Genomic DNA, 14,714 nt, shown 5'->3' with positions numbered 1-14,714 from the left:
CTCATCGCGCCTTGCCGGAGGCGCGGTCGGCTTCGACCTCGGGCGCGCGCAGCTGCGGCGCCAGGCCACCCAGCACGCCGTTGACGTACTTGTGGCCGTCGGTGCCACCGAACTCCTTGGCGAGCTCGATGCATTCGTTGATGACCACGCGCCAGGGCACGTCGGCGCAATGGCGGAATTCGTAGGCACCGATCCACATCACGGCATGCTCGATGGGCGAGATCTCTTCGAGCTTGCGGTCCAGCAGCGGCACGATCAGCGCGTCCAGCTCGGCGGCCTCATTCACGCAACCGTGCAGCAGGGCGTCGTAATGGGCCGAATCGGCCTTGTGGAAGCCCGAGAGGTCGCGGGTGAAGGCGTCGATGGCCGATGCGTCGTTGCGGCCCACCAGATGCTGGTAGAGCGCCTGCACGGCGAATTCGCGCGCCCGCGTGCGGGCCGACTTGGCCGAAGCCTTGCGCACGCCGTTGGATTTGGTGCCGGGCTTGGCGCCGGCCGCTGGAGCCACCGGGCGGACCTCGCCTTCGGCCGGCAGTTCGGTGCCGGTCAGCGGGGCGTCCTCGGGCGGTTGGGTGCTGCTCATGCCTGGCCTCCGATGCGCTGCACCAGCCGGGCCATCTCCACGGCGACAGTGGCCGCATCGCGGCCCTTGTCGGTCTGGCGGGCGATGGCCTGCGGCAGGTCCTCGGTGGTGAGGATCGCGTTGGCGATGGGCAGGCGGTGGTCCAGCCCCACGCGCGTGACGCCGGCGCCGGATTCATTGGCCACCAGCTCGAAGTGGTAGGTCTCGCCGCGGATGATGCAGCCCAGCGCCACCAGCGCATCGAAACCGCCGCGGTGCGCCATGGCCTGCAGGGCCAGCGGCACTTCCAGCGCGCCGGGCACGAGCACATGTTCGATGTCGGCCGGCTGCACGTTCAGCCGGGCCAGCTCGGCCAGGCAGGCCTCGGCCAGCGCATTGGTGATGTCTTCGTTGAAGCGGGCCTGGACGATGCCGATGCGAAGGCCGCGTCCGTCGAGCGGGCCGACCGCTCCCTTGTTGGCGTTGAGCATGAGGATTCTTTTTTATGGGGTTGGAGCGGCCGGTGCCGCTCCGGGGTCATTTGGTCACGTAGCCGGCAATCTCGACGCCGTAGCCCGCCACCAGGCTGGGCATGCGGCGGGGCTTGCCCATCAGGAGCATCTTCTGGATGCCGCATTCGCGCAGGATCTGCACGCCCACGCCGTAGCTGCGCAGGTCCATGCGGCCGCGCTCGGGGGCCTGGGCGGGGCGCGCCGTGCCTTCGAACTGGGCCAGCAGGTCGGCCGCGCTTTCGCCGCAGTTCAGCAGCACCGCCACACCCTTGCCGGCACCGGCGATGTGGGCGAGCGCCGCATCGAGGCTCCAGGTGTGCATGGGGCGGTGCAGCTCGATCAGGTCGAGCACCGACAGCGGCTCGTGCACGCGCACCGGCACGGCCTCGTCCGCCTGCCATTCGCCACGCACCAGGGCCAGGTGGAAGCCGCCGCTGGGCTGGTCGCGGAAGGCATGCAGCTGGAAGGGGCCGTGGGCCGTCTGCACCTCGCGGCTGCCGACGCGCTGCACCAGCGACTCGTGGCGGCTGCGGTATTCGATCAGCGCGGCGATGGTGCCGATCTTCAGCCCATGCTCGGCGGCGAAGCGCTGCAGGTCGGGCAGGCGGGCCATGGTGCCGTCGTCGTTCATCACCTCGCAGATGACGGACGCGGGCGAGCAGCCGGCCATGCGGGCGAGGTCGGAGCCGGCTTCGGTGTGGCCGGCGCGCATCAGCACGCCGCCGTCGACGGCCTGCAGCGGGAAGATGTGGCCGGGCTGCACCAGGTCGCTCGCGCGGGCGTCCGGCGCCACGGCGGCCTGCACGGTGCGCGCGCGGTCGGCGGCGGAGATGCCGGTGGTCACGCCCTCGGCCGCCTCGATCGAGACGGTGAAGGCGGTGGAATGCTTGGCGCCGTTGCGCGCCACCATGGGCGGCAGGTTCAGGCGCTCGCACATCTCGCGCGACAGCGTCAGGCAGATCAGGCCGCGCGCATGGCGGGCCATGAAGTTGATGCTCTCGGGCGTGATGTGGTCGGCGGCGATGACGATGTCGCCTTCGTTCTCGCGGTCTTCCTCGTCCACGAGGATGACCATGCGGCCGGCGCGGATCTCCTCGACGATCTCCTCGACCGGCGAGATGGGCGCGGGCGTGACGGCCGCGATGGGCAGGGAACTGATGGAAGCGCTCATGGTGCGAGGGAGGAGGTGCCGGAGACTGCGGTGCCGGCCTGCAGCATGCGCTCCACGTAACGGGCCACGGTGTCGATCTCCAGGTTGACCTGGCTGCCGGCCTTGAGCAGGCCCAGCGTGGTGTGCTCGACGGTGTGGGGGATGAGGTTGATGCCGATCTCGCAGCCCTCGGCATGGTCCTCGACGGTGTTGACCGTCAGGCTCACGCCGTTGACCGTGACCGAGCCCTTGTAGGCCATGAAGCGGCCGAGCGCGGCGGGGGCCAGGATGCGCAGGTTCCAGCTCTCGCCCTGCGACTCGAAGCGGCTGACGCGGCCGATGCCGTCCACGTGGCCCGAGACGATGTGGCCGCCGAGCCGGTCCTGCGGGCGCAGGGCCTTCTCGAGGTTGAGGGTGGTGCCCGACTGGCCGAGGCCAGCGGTCTTGGCCAGCGATTCGGCGGAGATGTCGATGGTGAAGCGCGAGGCGGCCGGGTCGAGCGAGGTGACCGTCATGCAGGCGCCGTTGAGGGCGATGCTGTCGCCGAGGCCGACGTCGTCCAGATAGCCGGCAGGCGCCTCGATGTCCAGCCGCTTGCCGTGAAGAGAGGAGCTTCCGAGGTCATGGACGGCGGCGATGCGCCCCATGCCGGTGATGATGCCGGTGAACATAGCCCGCCATTTTCGCAGACTGGCGAGGCGCGGACCGCGCGCTGGGTCAAAACGCGTCGCGGCCGGCCGGACGGGCGACGATGCGCAGGTCCTCGCCGATGCGCTGCACGTCGTGGAACACCCACGCCGGCGCGTCCGCCAGCGAGGCCAGCGGGCTGGTGGGCGTGGGCCGGTGGAACATGTCCAGCCCCTCGCCGATGAGCTTGGGCGCGAGGTAGACCAGCAGCTCGTCGACCAGCCCGGCCCGCAACAGCGAGCCGGCGAGCTTGTGGCCGGCTTCCACATGCAGCTCGTTGATCTCGCGCCGGGCCAGGTCGGCCAGCATCGCGGCGAGGTCGACCTTGCCCTGGGCGTCGGCCATGCGCGTCAGGTGGGCGCCGCGGGCCTGCAGCGCGTCGGCTCGCGCGTCCTCCGGCGCTGCCGCGTAGAACCAGACCGGCCGCTCGGCCGCGAACAGCCGGGCGTCCAGCGGGGTCTGCAGGCGGCTGTCCACCACCACCAGCGTGGGTTGGCGGGCGATGGTCAGGCCGCGCACGTCCAGCCGGGGGTCGTCGTCCAGCACGGTACCGGCGCCGGTGAGCAGGGCGGCGGCGCGGGCCCGCCAGCGGTGGCCGTCGGCGCGGGCGGCCTCGCCGGTGATCCATTGGCTGGTGCCGTCGGGCAGGGCGGTCTTGCCGTCCAGCGAGGCGGCGGTCTTGAGGCGGACCCAGGGCTTGGCGCGCACCATGCGGCTGAAAAAGCCGATGTTGAGGGCGCGGGCGCCCTGGGCCGGCTCGCTGGCGGCGTCGAGCAGGCGGGCGTCGATGCCCGCCGCGCGCAGGCGCGCCATGCCGCGGCCGGCGACCTGCGGGTTCGGATCCTGAAGCGCCGCCACGACTCGGCCCACGCCGGCCGCCACCAGCGCATCGCAGCAGGGCGGCGTGCGGCCGTGGTGGCTGCAGGGCTCGAGCGTCACATAGGCGGTGGCGCCCTTGACGGCATGGCCGCGCGCCTGGGCATCGCGCAGCGCCATCACTTCGGCATGAGGCCCGCCGGCCTGCTGGGTGTGGCCCTGTCCCAGCACCGTGCCGTCCTCGGCCACGATCACACAGCCGACGCGGGGGTTGGGATCGGACAGGCCGACCGCGCCCGAGGCCAGGTCCAGCGCCCGGGCCATCCAGGTGAGGTCGTGGTCGGGCAGGGGTGGCAGGACGGGGAGGTCGCTCATGAGGCTTTGAAGCAGTCGCTCGGCAGGGTGTCCGCGGCATTGTTGCTGATCGTGCGACGGCCGGTCTGGTCGACGGACAGCGTGCCGCAGCGGTCGCCCTGCATGGCGCCCGTGGGCGTGGCGGCCAGTGTGAAGCGCTGCGGCTGGCTGGCGTCGAGCGTCAGCGTCAGACGATAGACGGCAGCGCCGGTGGCGGGCACGCGGGTCAGGGCGTCCGGCAGTGCCGCGCCCGCAAAGCTCAGGCGGGCGGCGTGGTAGCGATGCAGATGATGCTCGGCCTCCATGAGGGCCAACTGGGCCGCCGCGCGATGAGTGCGTCGCACGTGCTCCTGGTAGGCCGGCAGCGCGATGGCGGCGAGCAGCGTGGCGATGGCCAGGGCCGCCAGCAGCTCGATCAGCGAGAAGCCGGTGGGTGGCCGGCGCGGGGCAGAACGTTTCATCCGGGGTTGGCGGCGGGAGGGGTGATCAACGTGCGCCAGCGGCGCGTCCAGCCTGGGGGCGCGCAGGTCGGGGTGGACGGCGCGCCCGCGCCCTGGCAAGGGTCGGCGGCCTTGCGAAGCACCGCCTGCTGCCAGGCCTCGGCACCGTCGAGCAGCATGCCGGTCTGCGCCGAGACCTGCGCATCGGCCGAGAGACCCCGTGCCGTGACCACGAAGCGCAGGCCCTGCGCGCCGTCCGCGAGCCGCTGGAACAGGCATTGCCCCGCCCCCAGGCTGCGGCCGTCGGGTCCAGCGACGGTGGCGGTGCGCAGGCCGGAGGCGCCCGGGCGCCAGGCAGACAGCCGGTTCCAGGTCTGCTCGGCCTGGGCGGCGGTCACGGCGACGGTTCGCGGATCGGCCGCATCGGGGGCGAGGGTCGCCATGACCAGCGCTTCGCATTGGCGCAGGGCGAGGCTGGCGGCCTCCTGGGCCTGCGCACTGGTCTGCTGGGCCTGCACCTGCCGGGCGGCGGTGATGGCGCCCCGCACCGCCAGGGCGGTGGCCGCTGTCAGCGCAGGCAGGAGCAACATCAGGACCACGAGGGCCTGCCCTCGCTCGGCCAGATGCCGCGCGCGGGGTGCCTGGCGACTGCGGCGCTTCATGAGGAGGTTCCCGCGTCCAGTGCAGGCCGCAGGGCACGGAAGAAGACCGTGGTGCGAAAGCTGCGCCGCAGCCGTCCGTCCAGGGCCTGCTGCGGCTGGCCGTCGCAATCGAGGTAGGACTCCGGCGTCTGCTGGGCGCCTGCCACCGGCAAGGCACTGCGCACGACGATGCACAGGCTCATGCCGATCACGCGCCGCCAGCGCTCGGCGGTGGCGCCCAGCGCGGCATCGTCGGCCCGCACATAGGCTGTGACCTGCGCCGACTGCGGTTCGCTGCCGTCGGGAAGGCGGGTCACGGCGTAGAGCACGCGCATGTCCTCGACCTGGCTGGCGAGGGCCTGCTTGCTGCCCATCACGCCCGCGTCGCGCATGCCGCGACAGTACAGCGTGGGCACGCCGTCATCGTCCGGCTCGATGAAGTAGCGCTGGTCGGCCAGCGCGTAGCGCAAGGCGCCGTCCGCGCTGGACGTGGCCCAGGCGGCGATGCCCTCCAGCACGCAGTTGGACGGCTGGTCGGTGCCCACCGGCACCGTGACATGGACGTCTGCCTGATGCCGGATCGCGAAGGCGTGCGGCCGCGCATCGCCGGTGGGCGCCTTGCAGGCCAGTGCGTCGAAGGCGGCGCCCGTATCGGAAAAGGCGCCTGCGCAGCCTCGCACGGCGAGGCCCTGGAAATGCGGCGTGCCCTGGTCGTCGAGCTCCGACAAGCCGGCGAGCCGCATCTGCTGGGCCAGCAGTTGCAGGGTCATCGCGCCGTCGCTGTGGAGTTGCACCTGCGCCGCGACGCGGCGTACCGGCTGGCCGGTGATCACGTAGACCTGGACCGCCAGAAGCACGAGGGCAAGGCCGATGGCGGAGGACAGCAGCAACTCGACGAGGCTGGTGCCGGCCTGCCGGTGCCGCGCGTGTCGACGGTGTTCCGATGGCATCAGAGGGCGAAGCGCTGGAAGAGGCAGGCCTGTTCGGGGGCAGGCTTGCCCAGTTCGGCCGGGCAGTCGGCCTGGTTGGCGGCACCCAGCCCGTCCTCGGCTGCCGCGCCGGCGGTCCACCAGACCAGCCAGACCTGCAGCACCTGGGCGCCGTTGTCCTGGGTGGTCTTCACCTGCGCACGAGCCTGGGGCAGTTGGGCGGCCGCCGTCGTGAGGAGGTTGCGCTGGTCCAGCGCTGCGACCCGCCGCGCGGCCTCCGCGGCGTCGGCCAGGTCGGCTGCGGGTGCGGCGGCTGCAGGCGGTGGCTGATCGAGGCCGAGCGCATAGCGCCCCTCCTGCAGGCCCCTGGGATTCATGCGGGCGCGTTCGGCATGGTCCTGCGCGAGGAGGAGGGCGGCCGCCCGTTGCTGGGTGGCCTGCAGTTGCTGGTAGGTGCGTGCGGCCAGCCGCGCCCCACCCAGGGCGGCACCGGCCAGGAGCATCAGCGCGACGAGCACTTCGAGCAGCGAAAAGCCCAGGGCGCGGCGGCGAGGCGCGATGGCGGCCACCCTCACGATCCGGTCGTCACCCGCGCACGGCCGATGCGGTTGAGCACCAGCTTGCGCACCGGCACTTCGGGATGGCTCGAGGTGATCGCGAGGCTGGTCGGCGTGCTGTTCAGCAGGCCGTTGGGCAGGAACACGAGGCGCTGGACGCTGCCGCTGGCCGGCGCGATGCGCAGCAGCCCGGGCAGACGCGGCTGGACGTGCATCAGCGGCTCGTCCGTGCCGCGCACGCCGTCGCCATCACGGTCGCCGAAGACGATCCAGCCGGCGCTCCAGTCCGAGGAGGCGAGGCAGCCGTTGCCGTCGGCGCTGACGCAGACCGTGGCACGGCCGGAGGAACGCAGGGCGTGGATGCGCGCGAGGTCGAGGCTCTCGCGCAGGGCCTGGCTGGCACGGCTGCTCTGCCAGTCGCGCAGCCAGCGCGCCACGTTGGGCATGGCCACCGTGGCGGCCGTCAGCATGACGGCCAGACAGATCAGCCCCTCGACCAGCGAAAAGCCCCGCATCCGCGCCGATCGCGCGTTCCTTCCTCGCATGGTGCGCCCCCTCGTTCCCGTTCGAGCGCGGGATGTTAGGGACGCATCCATGCGCCAGGCACCGATGCACGACGGGAGTGCCGCCGGGGGCGATCAGCGGACAGGCAGGGAGAGTCGGGAAAGGAAGGTGAGCCGACGCTGCGGGCGTGCATCGGCATGCTGCCGCCCCAGGAGGCCGGCGGCGGTCAGATGTCCCGCAAAAGCCGGCGGAACTCTTCGACGTCCTCGAAGCTGCGGTACACCGAGGCGAAGCGCACGTAGGCGACCTTGTCCAGCCGCTGCAGCTCGTGCATGACCAGTTCGCCGAGCTTGCTCGACTCGATCTCGCGCAGCCCGCCCGACAGCAGCGTCTGCTCGATGCGCATGAGCGCCTCGTCGATCTGCTGCACGCCCACGGGTCGCTTGCGCAGGGCGAGCATCATCGAGGCGCGCACCTTGGCCGGGTCGTAGTCGGCGCGGCTGCCGTCCTTCTTGACGACCGCCGGGAAGTTGACGTCTGGCCGCTCGTAGGTGGTGAAGCGCTTCTCGCAGCCGCCGCACTGACGGCGGCGGCGCACGAAGTCACCGTCTTCCGAGATGCGGGTCTCGACGACCTGCGTCTCGGCGTGGCCGCAGAAGGGGCATTTCATGCGGCCGTGCCTGCTTCAGCGGTAGACCGGGAAGCGGCTGGTGAGTGCCGCCACCTTGGCGCGCACGGCTTCGATGTTGGCGGCGTCGCGCGGGTTGTCCAGCACGTCGGCAATCAGGTGGGCCGTGGCGCGGGCTTCCTCGTCCTTGAAGCCGCGGGTGGTCATCGCAGGGGTGCCAACGCGCACGCCGCTGGTCACGAAGGGCTTCTCGGGATCGTTGGGGATCGCATTCTTGTTGATGGTCATGTGGGCGCTGCCCAGCACGGCCTCGGCTTCCTTGCCGGTGATGCCCTTGGCGCGCAGGTCGACCAGCATGACATGGCTCTCGGTGCGGCCGCTGACGATACGCAGACCGCGCGAGGTGAGCGTCTCGGCCACGATCTGGGCGTTCTTCACCACCTGCCGCTGGTAGGCCTTGAACTCCGGCGTCAGCGCTTCCTTGAATGCCACGGCCTTGGCGGCGATCACGTGCATCAGCGGGCCGCCCTGCAGGCCCGGGAAGATGGCGCTGTTGATCGCCTTTTCGTGCTCCGCCTTCATCAGGATGAAGCCGCCACGCGGGCCGCGCAGGCTCTTGTGGGTGGTGGAGGTCACCACATCGGCATAGGGCACAGGGTTGGGGTACACGCCCGCGGCGATCAGGCCGGCATAGTGGGCCATGTCGACCATGAAGATGGCGCCGACGTCCTTGGCCACCTTGGCGAAGCGCTCGAAGTCGATGCGCAGGCTGTAGGCCGAGGCACCGGCCACGATCAGCTTGGGCCTGGACTCGTGGGCCTTGCGCTCCATCGCGTCGTAGTCGATCTCTTCCTTGTCGTTCAGGCCGTAGGAGACGACGTTGAACCACTTGCCTGACATGTTCAGCGGCATGCCGTGGGTGAGGTGGCCGCCTTCGGCCAGGCTCATGCCCATGATGGTGTCGCCTGGCTTGAGGAAGGCCAGGAACACGGCCTCGTTGGCGGAGGCGCCGCAGTGCGGCTGCACGTTGGCGGCGTCGGCGCCGAAGAGTTGCTTGATGCGGTCGATGGCCAGTTGCTCGGCGACGTCGACATATTCGCAGCCACCGTAGTAGCGCTTGCCCGGATAGCCTTCGGCGTACTTGTTGGTGAGCTGCGAGCCCTGGGCGGCCATCACGGCCGGCGAGGCGTAGTTCTCGCTGGCGATCAGCTCGATGTGGTCTTCCTGGCGCTGCGTCTCGGCGACGATGGCGGCGTACAGCTCGGGATCGGTCTCTGGGACCAGGATATTGCGTTGGTACATGGCAGTCCTTCGAAGAAGAGGGACCTTGCGGCGTCGGATCCGGCAAGGGCTGCCCAGGCGAACGGCTGATCGCCCCGGCTCCAGCCGCGGGCGGTGCGCTTCCCAGTGGTCATCCACGTCAGCGCCGGCTCGCCTCGCAAGGAGGGGCCGCGCCTATCGCCAGTCGCGCACCGGCGGAGTGTAGCCGAGGCCTTCGTCCCTCCCTCGTCCCAGGGGAACCGCAGCGCGCCACGCCCAAGAAAGAAAAAGGCGCCTGATCAAAGGCGCCTGGGAGGCTCGCCGGGGTGGCAGCGGTCAGGACGCGGGTTGTTCCAGCAGGGCGACCGTGGCGGGCGGCCGCGTCGTGGGCTTGGGCTCTCCCGCCGGGGCCATGACCGGGATCGGCTGGGTCCGTTGCGTGGGCTGCGTCGGCATCGCGGCCGGCGGCGGCGTGGTGGCGGCCGGTGCCGAGGGGGTGAAGATCGGCACATTGCGGCCGTTGGCCACCTGGCGCAGGCGGTCGTGCTCGGCCATCACCTTCACGGTGTAGCCGCCGTCGTCACCCAGGTTCGCAGCACCGACGTAATAGCGCAGGCCGCCTTCCAGCGAGCCGGCGCGGGCGATGCATTCCTGCAGCACCTTGACGCCGACGCGCAGGTTGGTGATGGGGTCGAAGGCCGCGAGCGTGCCACCGGCCGGCTCGTACTTGTCGCCATGGACGCGGGTCATCACCTGCATCAGGCCCTGTGCGCCGACGGGGCTCTGGGCGAACGGGTTGAAGCTCGATTCGACGGCCATGATGGCCAGGATCAGCGTCGGATCGAGCTTGGTCTGCCGGCCGATGTCGTAGGCCTCGGCGACCAGCACGCTCAGGGGCTCGGCCGCCACCTTGTATTTGCGGCTGAGCCAGTAGGCCACGGCCGCCTGGGGGCGGGGCAGCTCTTCGGGGCGCGCCGCGGTGGCCCGCTCCACGGCGTTGGGTGCCGGATCGGTGGGGGCCGGAGCCGGCTTGCGAGATTCCACCCAGGCAGCCAGACGCTCCTCGCCAACCTGTTGCAGGTCGGGGCGGGCGGCCAGCGCGACGACGACGAACACGAGCGCGAGCCCGATCAGCGCGAAGCCGTTGTGGACGATCTCGAAGAAACCATCGGCTACGTCGCTGGCAAAGGTTCGCAACCCCTGCATGCCAGCCCGCAAGACCTGATTCATTCGCTACTTTCCTTTCTCTGCGAGCTCCAAGGCTGCGAGTCGTGCACCAGGGTGCCGACTGCCTCGAACGATCGCGTGATGCGGCGGAGAACAGGTCCGTGCAGGGATACAAGGTGCACGGGCGTCCTGACTTCGCCAGAGAGGCCGGACCTGGGAAGTCCGGAAGAGAGCCCGGGGAGTAGGACTGCGGGAGCCCGGGCAGCGCGCATTCTAGGAACCGTTAAATACACGGTCAAGAATATCGAATCTTTTCTTTATGCTAAATAGGTGCTTAAAAGTTTGTCTATTGCCCCACCCAGCCTCATCGCTCGACTTCATTTGCCACGCCCGGTCGGCAGGCCTAATCTGCGGCTGTCTGCATCGCAGACGCTCCGCCGGCGCTTCTCCTGAAGGACGCAGTCCTGACGGGTGGCCCGGCCCCTCGGCGGCAATCCCTTGCTGCCAGTGCGTCGGGAACCTTCTTCTTCCCGCGCCAAAAGATGGATGCGGCCTGGCGCCCTCCGTCGAGCCCGGTGGCCTGTGCAAGCAGCCACCGGGCTTTTTCGTTGTGAGGTCCGCCGATGCCGACAAGGGGCGCCCACGCGGCGGCGCCCCGCCTCTCGTCGCAGGGCGAGTACGCGTTGCGGCACACTCCGCCCATGAATTTCTCCGGAACGAAGTGCGGCCTTTGGTTGAGGCGGCTGGGCGTCGCCATCGCCGGCCTGCTGCTCCTGTGGCTGCTGCTCTGGGCCGCCGTGCCGCCGCTCCTGAAATGGCAGATCCAGAAGCAGGCATCGGCAGCGCTGGGCCGTAGCGTGACCTTGGGGGGCGTGCAGTTCCGGCCCTGGACGCTGGAGTTGTCGCTGTCGGACCTGGCGATCGCTGGCGTGGACGCTGCGCCGCCGCTGTTCACGGCGAAGCGCCTGTATGCGGACGCCGAACTTCAGTCTTTCCTGCGCCTGGCGCCGGTGGTCGATGCGCTGCGCATCGAGCAGCCCGCGCTGCGGTTGACGCGGCGCGCGGATGGCGCGCTGGACGTCGACGACATCCTGCGCCGGCTGAGCGGCCCCGCCGAGCCCAAGCCCGCGGGCGAGCCCGCCCGCTTCGTGCTCTACAACCTCGCGATCCACGACGGGCGCATTGCGCTGGACGACCAGGTGGCGAAGCGCCAGCACGTGGTCGAGGGGCTGGAGGTGCAGCTGCCCTTCCTCAGCAGCCTGGCATCGAAACGCGAGGTGGACGTCGAGCCCCGGCTGGCATTCACGCTCAATGGCAGCCGCTTCGACTCCTCCGCGTCGTCCCTGCCCTTCGCCGCCACGCACAAGACGGCCGCGCAGTTGCACATTGCCGGCCTCGATCTGGCGCCCTACCTGGCCTATGCACCGCCCGGCCTGCCGGTCGCGCTGCAGTCGGGCGTCGTGGACGTGGACCTGCGTGCCGACTTCGAGCGGGCCGACCATGCCTCGCTCAAGCTGTCCGGCACGGTCCAGGTCAAGGACGTGAAGGCCTTGGATGCGCAGGGCGGCGAACTGCTCAGGCTCGATGCGCTGAAGGTCCAGCTGGCGGATGTGCGTCCGCTGGAGCGGCAGGTGCATCTGGCGTCCGTGGAGGTCGATGCGCCCACGCTGGCGGCACGCCGCGACGCGCAGGGTCGCATCAACCTGCTGCTCACCGACGGCCGGACGCCAGCGCCGGCCACCGCGCACGCCGCTCGCACGGCCGCGCCGCCGACCTCGGCGCCATCGAAGGACGCTGCCGCGCCCGGTGCGTGGCAGGTGCGGGTCGACCGCGTGGCGGTGCGGGAAGGCCGCGTGGCCTGGCGCGACGATTCCGTGCGGCCAGCGGCGGCCATCGATGTGACCGGCCTGGGCGTCACGGTGGACGACGCGGCATGGCCCATGGCGCAACCGGCCCGCTTCTCGGGCGAGATGGCCGTGGCGCAAGGTCGGCTGCGCTTCGAAGGGCAGGGCAGCCCGAGCACGGTGAAGGCCCAGCTGGAGGCCAGCGACGTCCCGCTGTCCCTGGCCGCACCCTACCTGGCCTCGACGCTCAATCCGGCCGTGGACGGGCGCCTGGGCGGCCGACTGGGGCTGCAGTGGTCGCCGCAGACGCTGCTGCTCACGGCCGAGCGCGCCACGCTCGACAGCCTGTCGCTGACCGAAGGCAAGACGGCCCTGGCTGCGGTCGGCCACTTCGAGGTGCGCGATGCGCAGGCCGATCTGAAGGCGCGCACGCTCAGCGTGGGCAGCCTGACGGCCACGGAGCCGCGCGTCCGGGTGGAGCGGGACGAGGAGCAGCGCTGGATGTACCAGCGCTGGCTGCGCACGCCCGACGCGTCGACTGCGCCGGTGGCGCAGCCCCGCCAGGTGCAGGGTGAGCCGCCGCCCCCGTGGAGGGTCCGGATCGCGGCCCTGTCCGTCGACGGCGGTGACGTGGAATTCGCCGACCGCGCCCAGGCCGGCGCGCCGGTGGAGGTGAAGCTTGCCAGCCTGCGCCTGCGGGCCCGCGACCTCGATCCCGCGTCTGCTGCGGCGTCGCCCGTGGAGTTGGCTGGCCGCATCACGGCAGGCACCCGGTCGGAGCCGGGCCGCTTCGACTTCAAGGGCAGCCTGGCGATGGCCCCGGTGGCGCTGTCCGGCCGGCTGGAGGCCACGGGCCTGCCGGTGCATGCCTTCCAGCCCTACTACGGGCAGTCGCTCAATGTGGACGTGCGGCGTGCCTTCGCCGCCTACCGGGGCACGCTGGCGGTGGCCGTCCAGCCGGCGGGCGTTCAGGCAAAGCTCAGCGGCGACCTGTCGGTCGACGACCTGCGGGTGGACAGCGTGGCGCTGACCGCCGCAGACGGCCCTGCGACGGGCGCGGCGCGGGGCGAGCGGCTGCTGCGCTGGAAGACGCTGGCCCTGCGCGGTTTCGAACTCGATCAGCGTCCCCGCGCCGCCCTGCGGCTCGACGTGCGCGAGACCACGCTCACGGATGCGTTCGCACGGATCATCGTGCAGCCCTCGGGACGCCTGAACCTGCAGGCCATCACCCGCCAGGGCCAGCAGGAAAGCGAGCGGGCCGCGGCCGAGCGGCCGGCACCGCGCACCGCGTCCGCGCGTGGTGGTGCCAGTGCCACCACCAATGCCGGCGAAACGGGCCCCGCATCGGCGCCAGCGCCGGCGCCGGCCACTGCGCGGGCAGAGGCCGCGCCAGGCCTCGCGCCCATCATCCATTTCGGCCCGATCAGCGTGGTCAATGCGCGTGTTGACTTCTCCGACCTGTTTGTGAAGCCGAATTATTCGGCCGACCTCACGGAGCTGACCGGCCGGCTCAGCGCCTTCTCCTCCGAGCCGGCCGACGGCGGCCGGCCGGCCCTGGCCGATCTAGAGCTTCGCGGCAAGGCGCAGCAGACCGCTTCGCTCGAGATCCTGGGCAAGCTCAATCCGCTGGCCAAGCCGCTGGAACTGGACATTGCGGCGAAGGTGCGCGACCTGGAGCTGGCGCCGCTGTCTCCTTATTCGATCCGCTATGCCGGCCATGGCATCGAGCGCGGCAAGATGAGCGTGGACGTGCACTACCAGGTCGCGCCGGACGGGCGCCTCACCGCCACCAACAAGCTGGTGCTCAACCAGTTGGCCTTCGGCGACGAGGTCAAGGATGCGCCCAACAGCCTGCCGGTGCGCCTGGCCGTCGCCTTGCTCGCCGACCGCAACGGCGTCATCGACGTCGATCTGCCGTTGTCGGGCTCGCTCAACGATCCGCAATTCAGCATCGGGCCGCTGATCTGGAAGGGCATCCTCAACCTGATCGCCAAGGCGGTGACCTCTCCGTTCAGCCTGCTCACGGGCGGCCTGGGCGGTGGCAGCAGCGAATCGAGCGTCGTGCCCTTCGCCTTGGGCAGCGACGCGTTGTCCGACGCGGCGAAGCAGAGCCTGGACAAGGTCGAGAAGGCACTGGGCCAGCGCGACGGCCTGCGCCTCACCCTCGTCGGGCAGGCCAGCCTGGAGCGTGAACGCGACGCGCTGCAGCGCGAGCGCCTGCGCCGCATGGCCCTGGCCGAGAAGCGCCGCGCAGCGGTGCGCGGCGGCACCGACCCGGCCGAGGTCGGCCCGGTCACCGACGCCGAATACCCGGCGCTGCTGGAGGCCGTCTACAAGCGGGCCGACATTCCCAAGCCCCGCAATCTCATCGGCATGGCCAAGTCGCAGTCGGTGGCCGAGATGGAGAAGCTGCTGCTGCCGACCATTGCCGTCGACGAGCAGTCCATCCGCGAGCTGGCCATCGCCCGGGCCGCGGCCGTACGTGACTACCTGCTCCAGCGGCAGTTGCCCGGCGACCGGATCTTCCTGGGGGCGGTTCGCACGCGTGCGGACGGCGCCGACTGGATGCCCGGCACGGCCTTGGCGCTGGACATGCCCTGAGAAGGATTCCTCAACCGCTTTCTGCGGTATTCCAGACCCACGCGCTCCTGGGCGACAATGCG

14 protein-coding genes and 1 riboswitch are annotated in these 14,714 nt (G+C 70.9%); of the genes, 1 reads left to right on the top strand and 13 read right to left on the bottom strand.

The annotated features are described in order from the left end of the window. Position 1: 1 nt before the first annotated feature. The 13 genes from nusB to KBC94_RS09755 form a co-directional block, all read right to left on the bottom strand. Positions 2-583, bottom strand: coding sequence for a transcription antitermination factor NusB (gene nusB / locus KBC94_RS09815; RefSeq protein ID WP_234192216.1), 582 nt, complete (start codon positions 581-583; stop codon positions 2-4). Then, positions 580-1,053, bottom strand: coding sequence for a 6,7-dimethyl-8-ribityllumazine synthase (ribH, locus tag KBC94_RS09810; RefSeq protein ID WP_294369360.1), 474 nt, complete (start codon positions 1,051-1,053; stop codon positions 580-582). The genes nusB and ribH overlap by 4 nt, the downstream gene beginning before the upstream one ends. A gap of 46 nt (positions 1,054-1,099) precedes the next feature. Next, complete coding sequence (gene ribBA / locus KBC94_RS09805; protein WP_294369357.1) at positions 1,100-2,245, bottom strand: bifunctional 3,4-dihydroxy-2-butanone-4-phosphate synthase/GTP cyclohydrolase II; 1,146 nt, start codon at positions 2,243-2,245, stop codon at positions 1,100-1,102. After that, a complete protein-coding gene (locus KBC94_RS09800) occupies positions 2,242-2,895 on the bottom strand; it encodes a riboflavin synthase (RefSeq protein ID WP_294369354.1) in 654 nt (217 codons plus the stop codon). The genes ribBA and KBC94_RS09800 overlap by 4 nt, the downstream gene beginning before the upstream one ends. A gap of 46 nt (positions 2,896-2,941) precedes the next feature. Continuing rightward, positions 2,942-4,102, bottom strand: a complete 1,161-nt coding sequence (gene ribD / locus KBC94_RS09795) for a bifunctional diaminohydroxyphosphoribosylaminopyrimidine deaminase/5-amino-6-(5-phosphoribosylamino)uracil reductase RibD (protein ID WP_294369350.1) — start codon at positions 4,100-4,102, stop codon at positions 2,942-2,944. Beyond that, positions 4,099-4,542, bottom strand: coding sequence for a type IV pilin protein (locus KBC94_RS09790; protein ID WP_294369347.1), 444 nt, complete (start codon positions 4,540-4,542; stop codon positions 4,099-4,101). Before KBC94_RS09790 ends, ribD begins: the two co-directional genes overlap by 4 nt. Continuing rightward, positions 4,539-5,183 carry a hypothetical protein gene (locus KBC94_RS09785; protein ID WP_294369346.1) on the bottom strand — a complete coding sequence of 215 codons (645 nt, stop codon included), beginning with the start codon at positions 5,181-5,183 and terminating at the stop codon, positions 4,539-4,541. The genes KBC94_RS09790 and KBC94_RS09785 overlap by 4 nt, the downstream gene beginning before the upstream one ends. Next, positions 5,180-6,112: a PilW family protein gene (locus KBC94_RS09780; RefSeq protein ID WP_294369341.1), complete on the bottom strand. Its 933-nt coding sequence runs from the start codon at positions 6,110-6,112 to the stop codon at positions 5,180-5,182. The genes KBC94_RS09785 and KBC94_RS09780 overlap by 4 nt, the downstream gene beginning before the upstream one ends. Further along, a complete protein-coding gene (gene pilV / locus KBC94_RS09775; protein ID WP_294369339.1) occupies positions 6,112-6,660 on the bottom strand; it encodes a type IV pilus modification protein PilV in 549 nt (182 codons plus the stop codon). Before pilV ends, KBC94_RS09780 begins: the two co-directional genes overlap by 1 nt. 2 nt (positions 6,661-6,662) lie before the next feature. Continuing rightward, a complete protein-coding gene (locus KBC94_RS09770; protein ID WP_294369338.1) occupies positions 6,663-7,163 on the bottom strand; it encodes a GspH/FimT family pseudopilin in 501 nt (166 codons plus the stop codon). Positions 7,164-7,378: 215 nt separating this feature from the next. Further along, a complete protein-coding gene (gene nrdR, locus KBC94_RS09765; RefSeq protein WP_017759788.1) occupies positions 7,379-7,822 on the bottom strand; it encodes a transcriptional regulator NrdR in 444 nt (147 codons plus the stop codon). A gap of 15 nt (positions 7,823-7,837) precedes the next feature. Further along, complete coding sequence (glyA, locus tag KBC94_RS09760) at positions 7,838-9,082, bottom strand: serine hydroxymethyltransferase (protein ID WP_294369337.1); 1,245 nt, start codon at positions 9,080-9,082, stop codon at positions 7,838-7,840. Positions 9,083-9,126: 44 nt separating this feature from the next. Beyond that, positions 9,127-9,259, bottom strand: a riboswitch (ZMP/ZTP riboswitch). A 117-nt stretch (positions 9,260-9,376) separates the two neighbouring features. After that, positions 9,377-10,270 carry a lytic transglycosylase domain-containing protein gene (locus KBC94_RS09755; RefSeq protein WP_294369336.1) on the bottom strand — a complete coding sequence of 298 codons (894 nt, stop codon included), beginning with the start codon at positions 10,268-10,270 and terminating at the stop codon, positions 9,377-9,379. Between the two features lie 638 nt (positions 10,271-10,908). Here KBC94_RS09755 and KBC94_RS09750 point away from each other — a divergent pair. Beyond that, positions 10,909-14,652 (top strand): DUF748 domain-containing protein, encoded by a 3,744-nt coding sequence (locus KBC94_RS09750; protein WP_294369334.1) that lies wholly within the window; start codon positions 10,909-10,911, stop codon positions 14,650-14,652. Positions 14,653-14,714 lie beyond the last annotated feature (62 nt).

Source organism: Pseudacidovorax sp., assembly GCF_017991995.1.
Taxonomy (GTDB): Bacteria; Pseudomonadota; Gammaproteobacteria; order Burkholderiales; family Burkholderiaceae_C; genus Xenophilus.
This window is presented reverse-complemented; position numbering and strand designations above follow the sequence as displayed.

Bases quoted from the DNA above. Each gene is read 5' to 3' on its own strand.
- ribH (WP_294369360.1), bottom strand. From the start codon at position 1,053: ATGCTCAACGCCAACAAGGGAGCGGTCGGCCCGCTCGACGGACGCGGC.
- ribD (WP_294369350.1), bottom strand. From the start codon at position 4,102: ATGAGCGACCTCCCCGTCCTGCCACCCCTGCCCGACCACGACCTCACC.
- ribBA (WP_294369357.1), bottom strand. From the start codon at position 2,245: ATGAGCGCTTCCATCAGTTCCCTGCCCATCGCGGCCGTCACGCCCGCG.
- KBC94_RS09800 (WP_294369354.1), bottom strand. From the start codon at position 2,895: ATGTTCACCGGCATCATCACCGGCATGGGGCGCATCGCCGCCGTCCAT.
- KBC94_RS09755 (WP_294369336.1), bottom strand. From the start codon at position 10,270: ATGAATCAGGTCTTGCGGGCTGGCATGCAGGGGTTGCGAACCTTTGCC.
- KBC94_RS09770 (WP_294369338.1), bottom strand. From the start codon at position 7,163: ATGCGGGGCTTTTCGCTGGTCGAGGGGCTGATCTGTCTGGCCGTCATG.
- nrdR (WP_017759788.1), bottom strand. From the start codon at position 7,822: ATGAAATGCCCCTTCTGCGGCCACGCCGAGACGCAGGTCGTCGAGACC.
- nusB (WP_234192216.1), bottom strand. From the start codon at position 583: ATGAGCAGCACCCAACCGCCCGAGGACGCCCCGCTGACCGGCACCGAA.
- KBC94_RS09750 (WP_294369334.1), top strand. From the start codon at position 10,909: ATGAATTTCTCCGGAACGAAGTGCGGCCTTTGGTTGAGGCGGCTGGGC.
- glyA (WP_294369337.1), bottom strand. From the start codon at position 9,082: ATGTACCAACGCAATATCCTGGTCCCAGAGACCGATCCCGAGCTGTAC.
- KBC94_RS09780 (WP_294369341.1), bottom strand. From the start codon at position 6,112: ATGCCATCGGAACACCGTCGACACGCGCGGCACCGGCAGGCCGGCACC.
- KBC94_RS09790 (WP_294369347.1), bottom strand. From the start codon at position 4,542: ATGAAACGTTCTGCCCCGCGCCGGCCACCCACCGGCTTCTCGCTGATC.
- KBC94_RS09785 (WP_294369346.1), bottom strand. From the start codon at position 5,183: ATGAAGCGCCGCAGTCGCCAGGCACCCCGCGCGCGGCATCTGGCCGAG.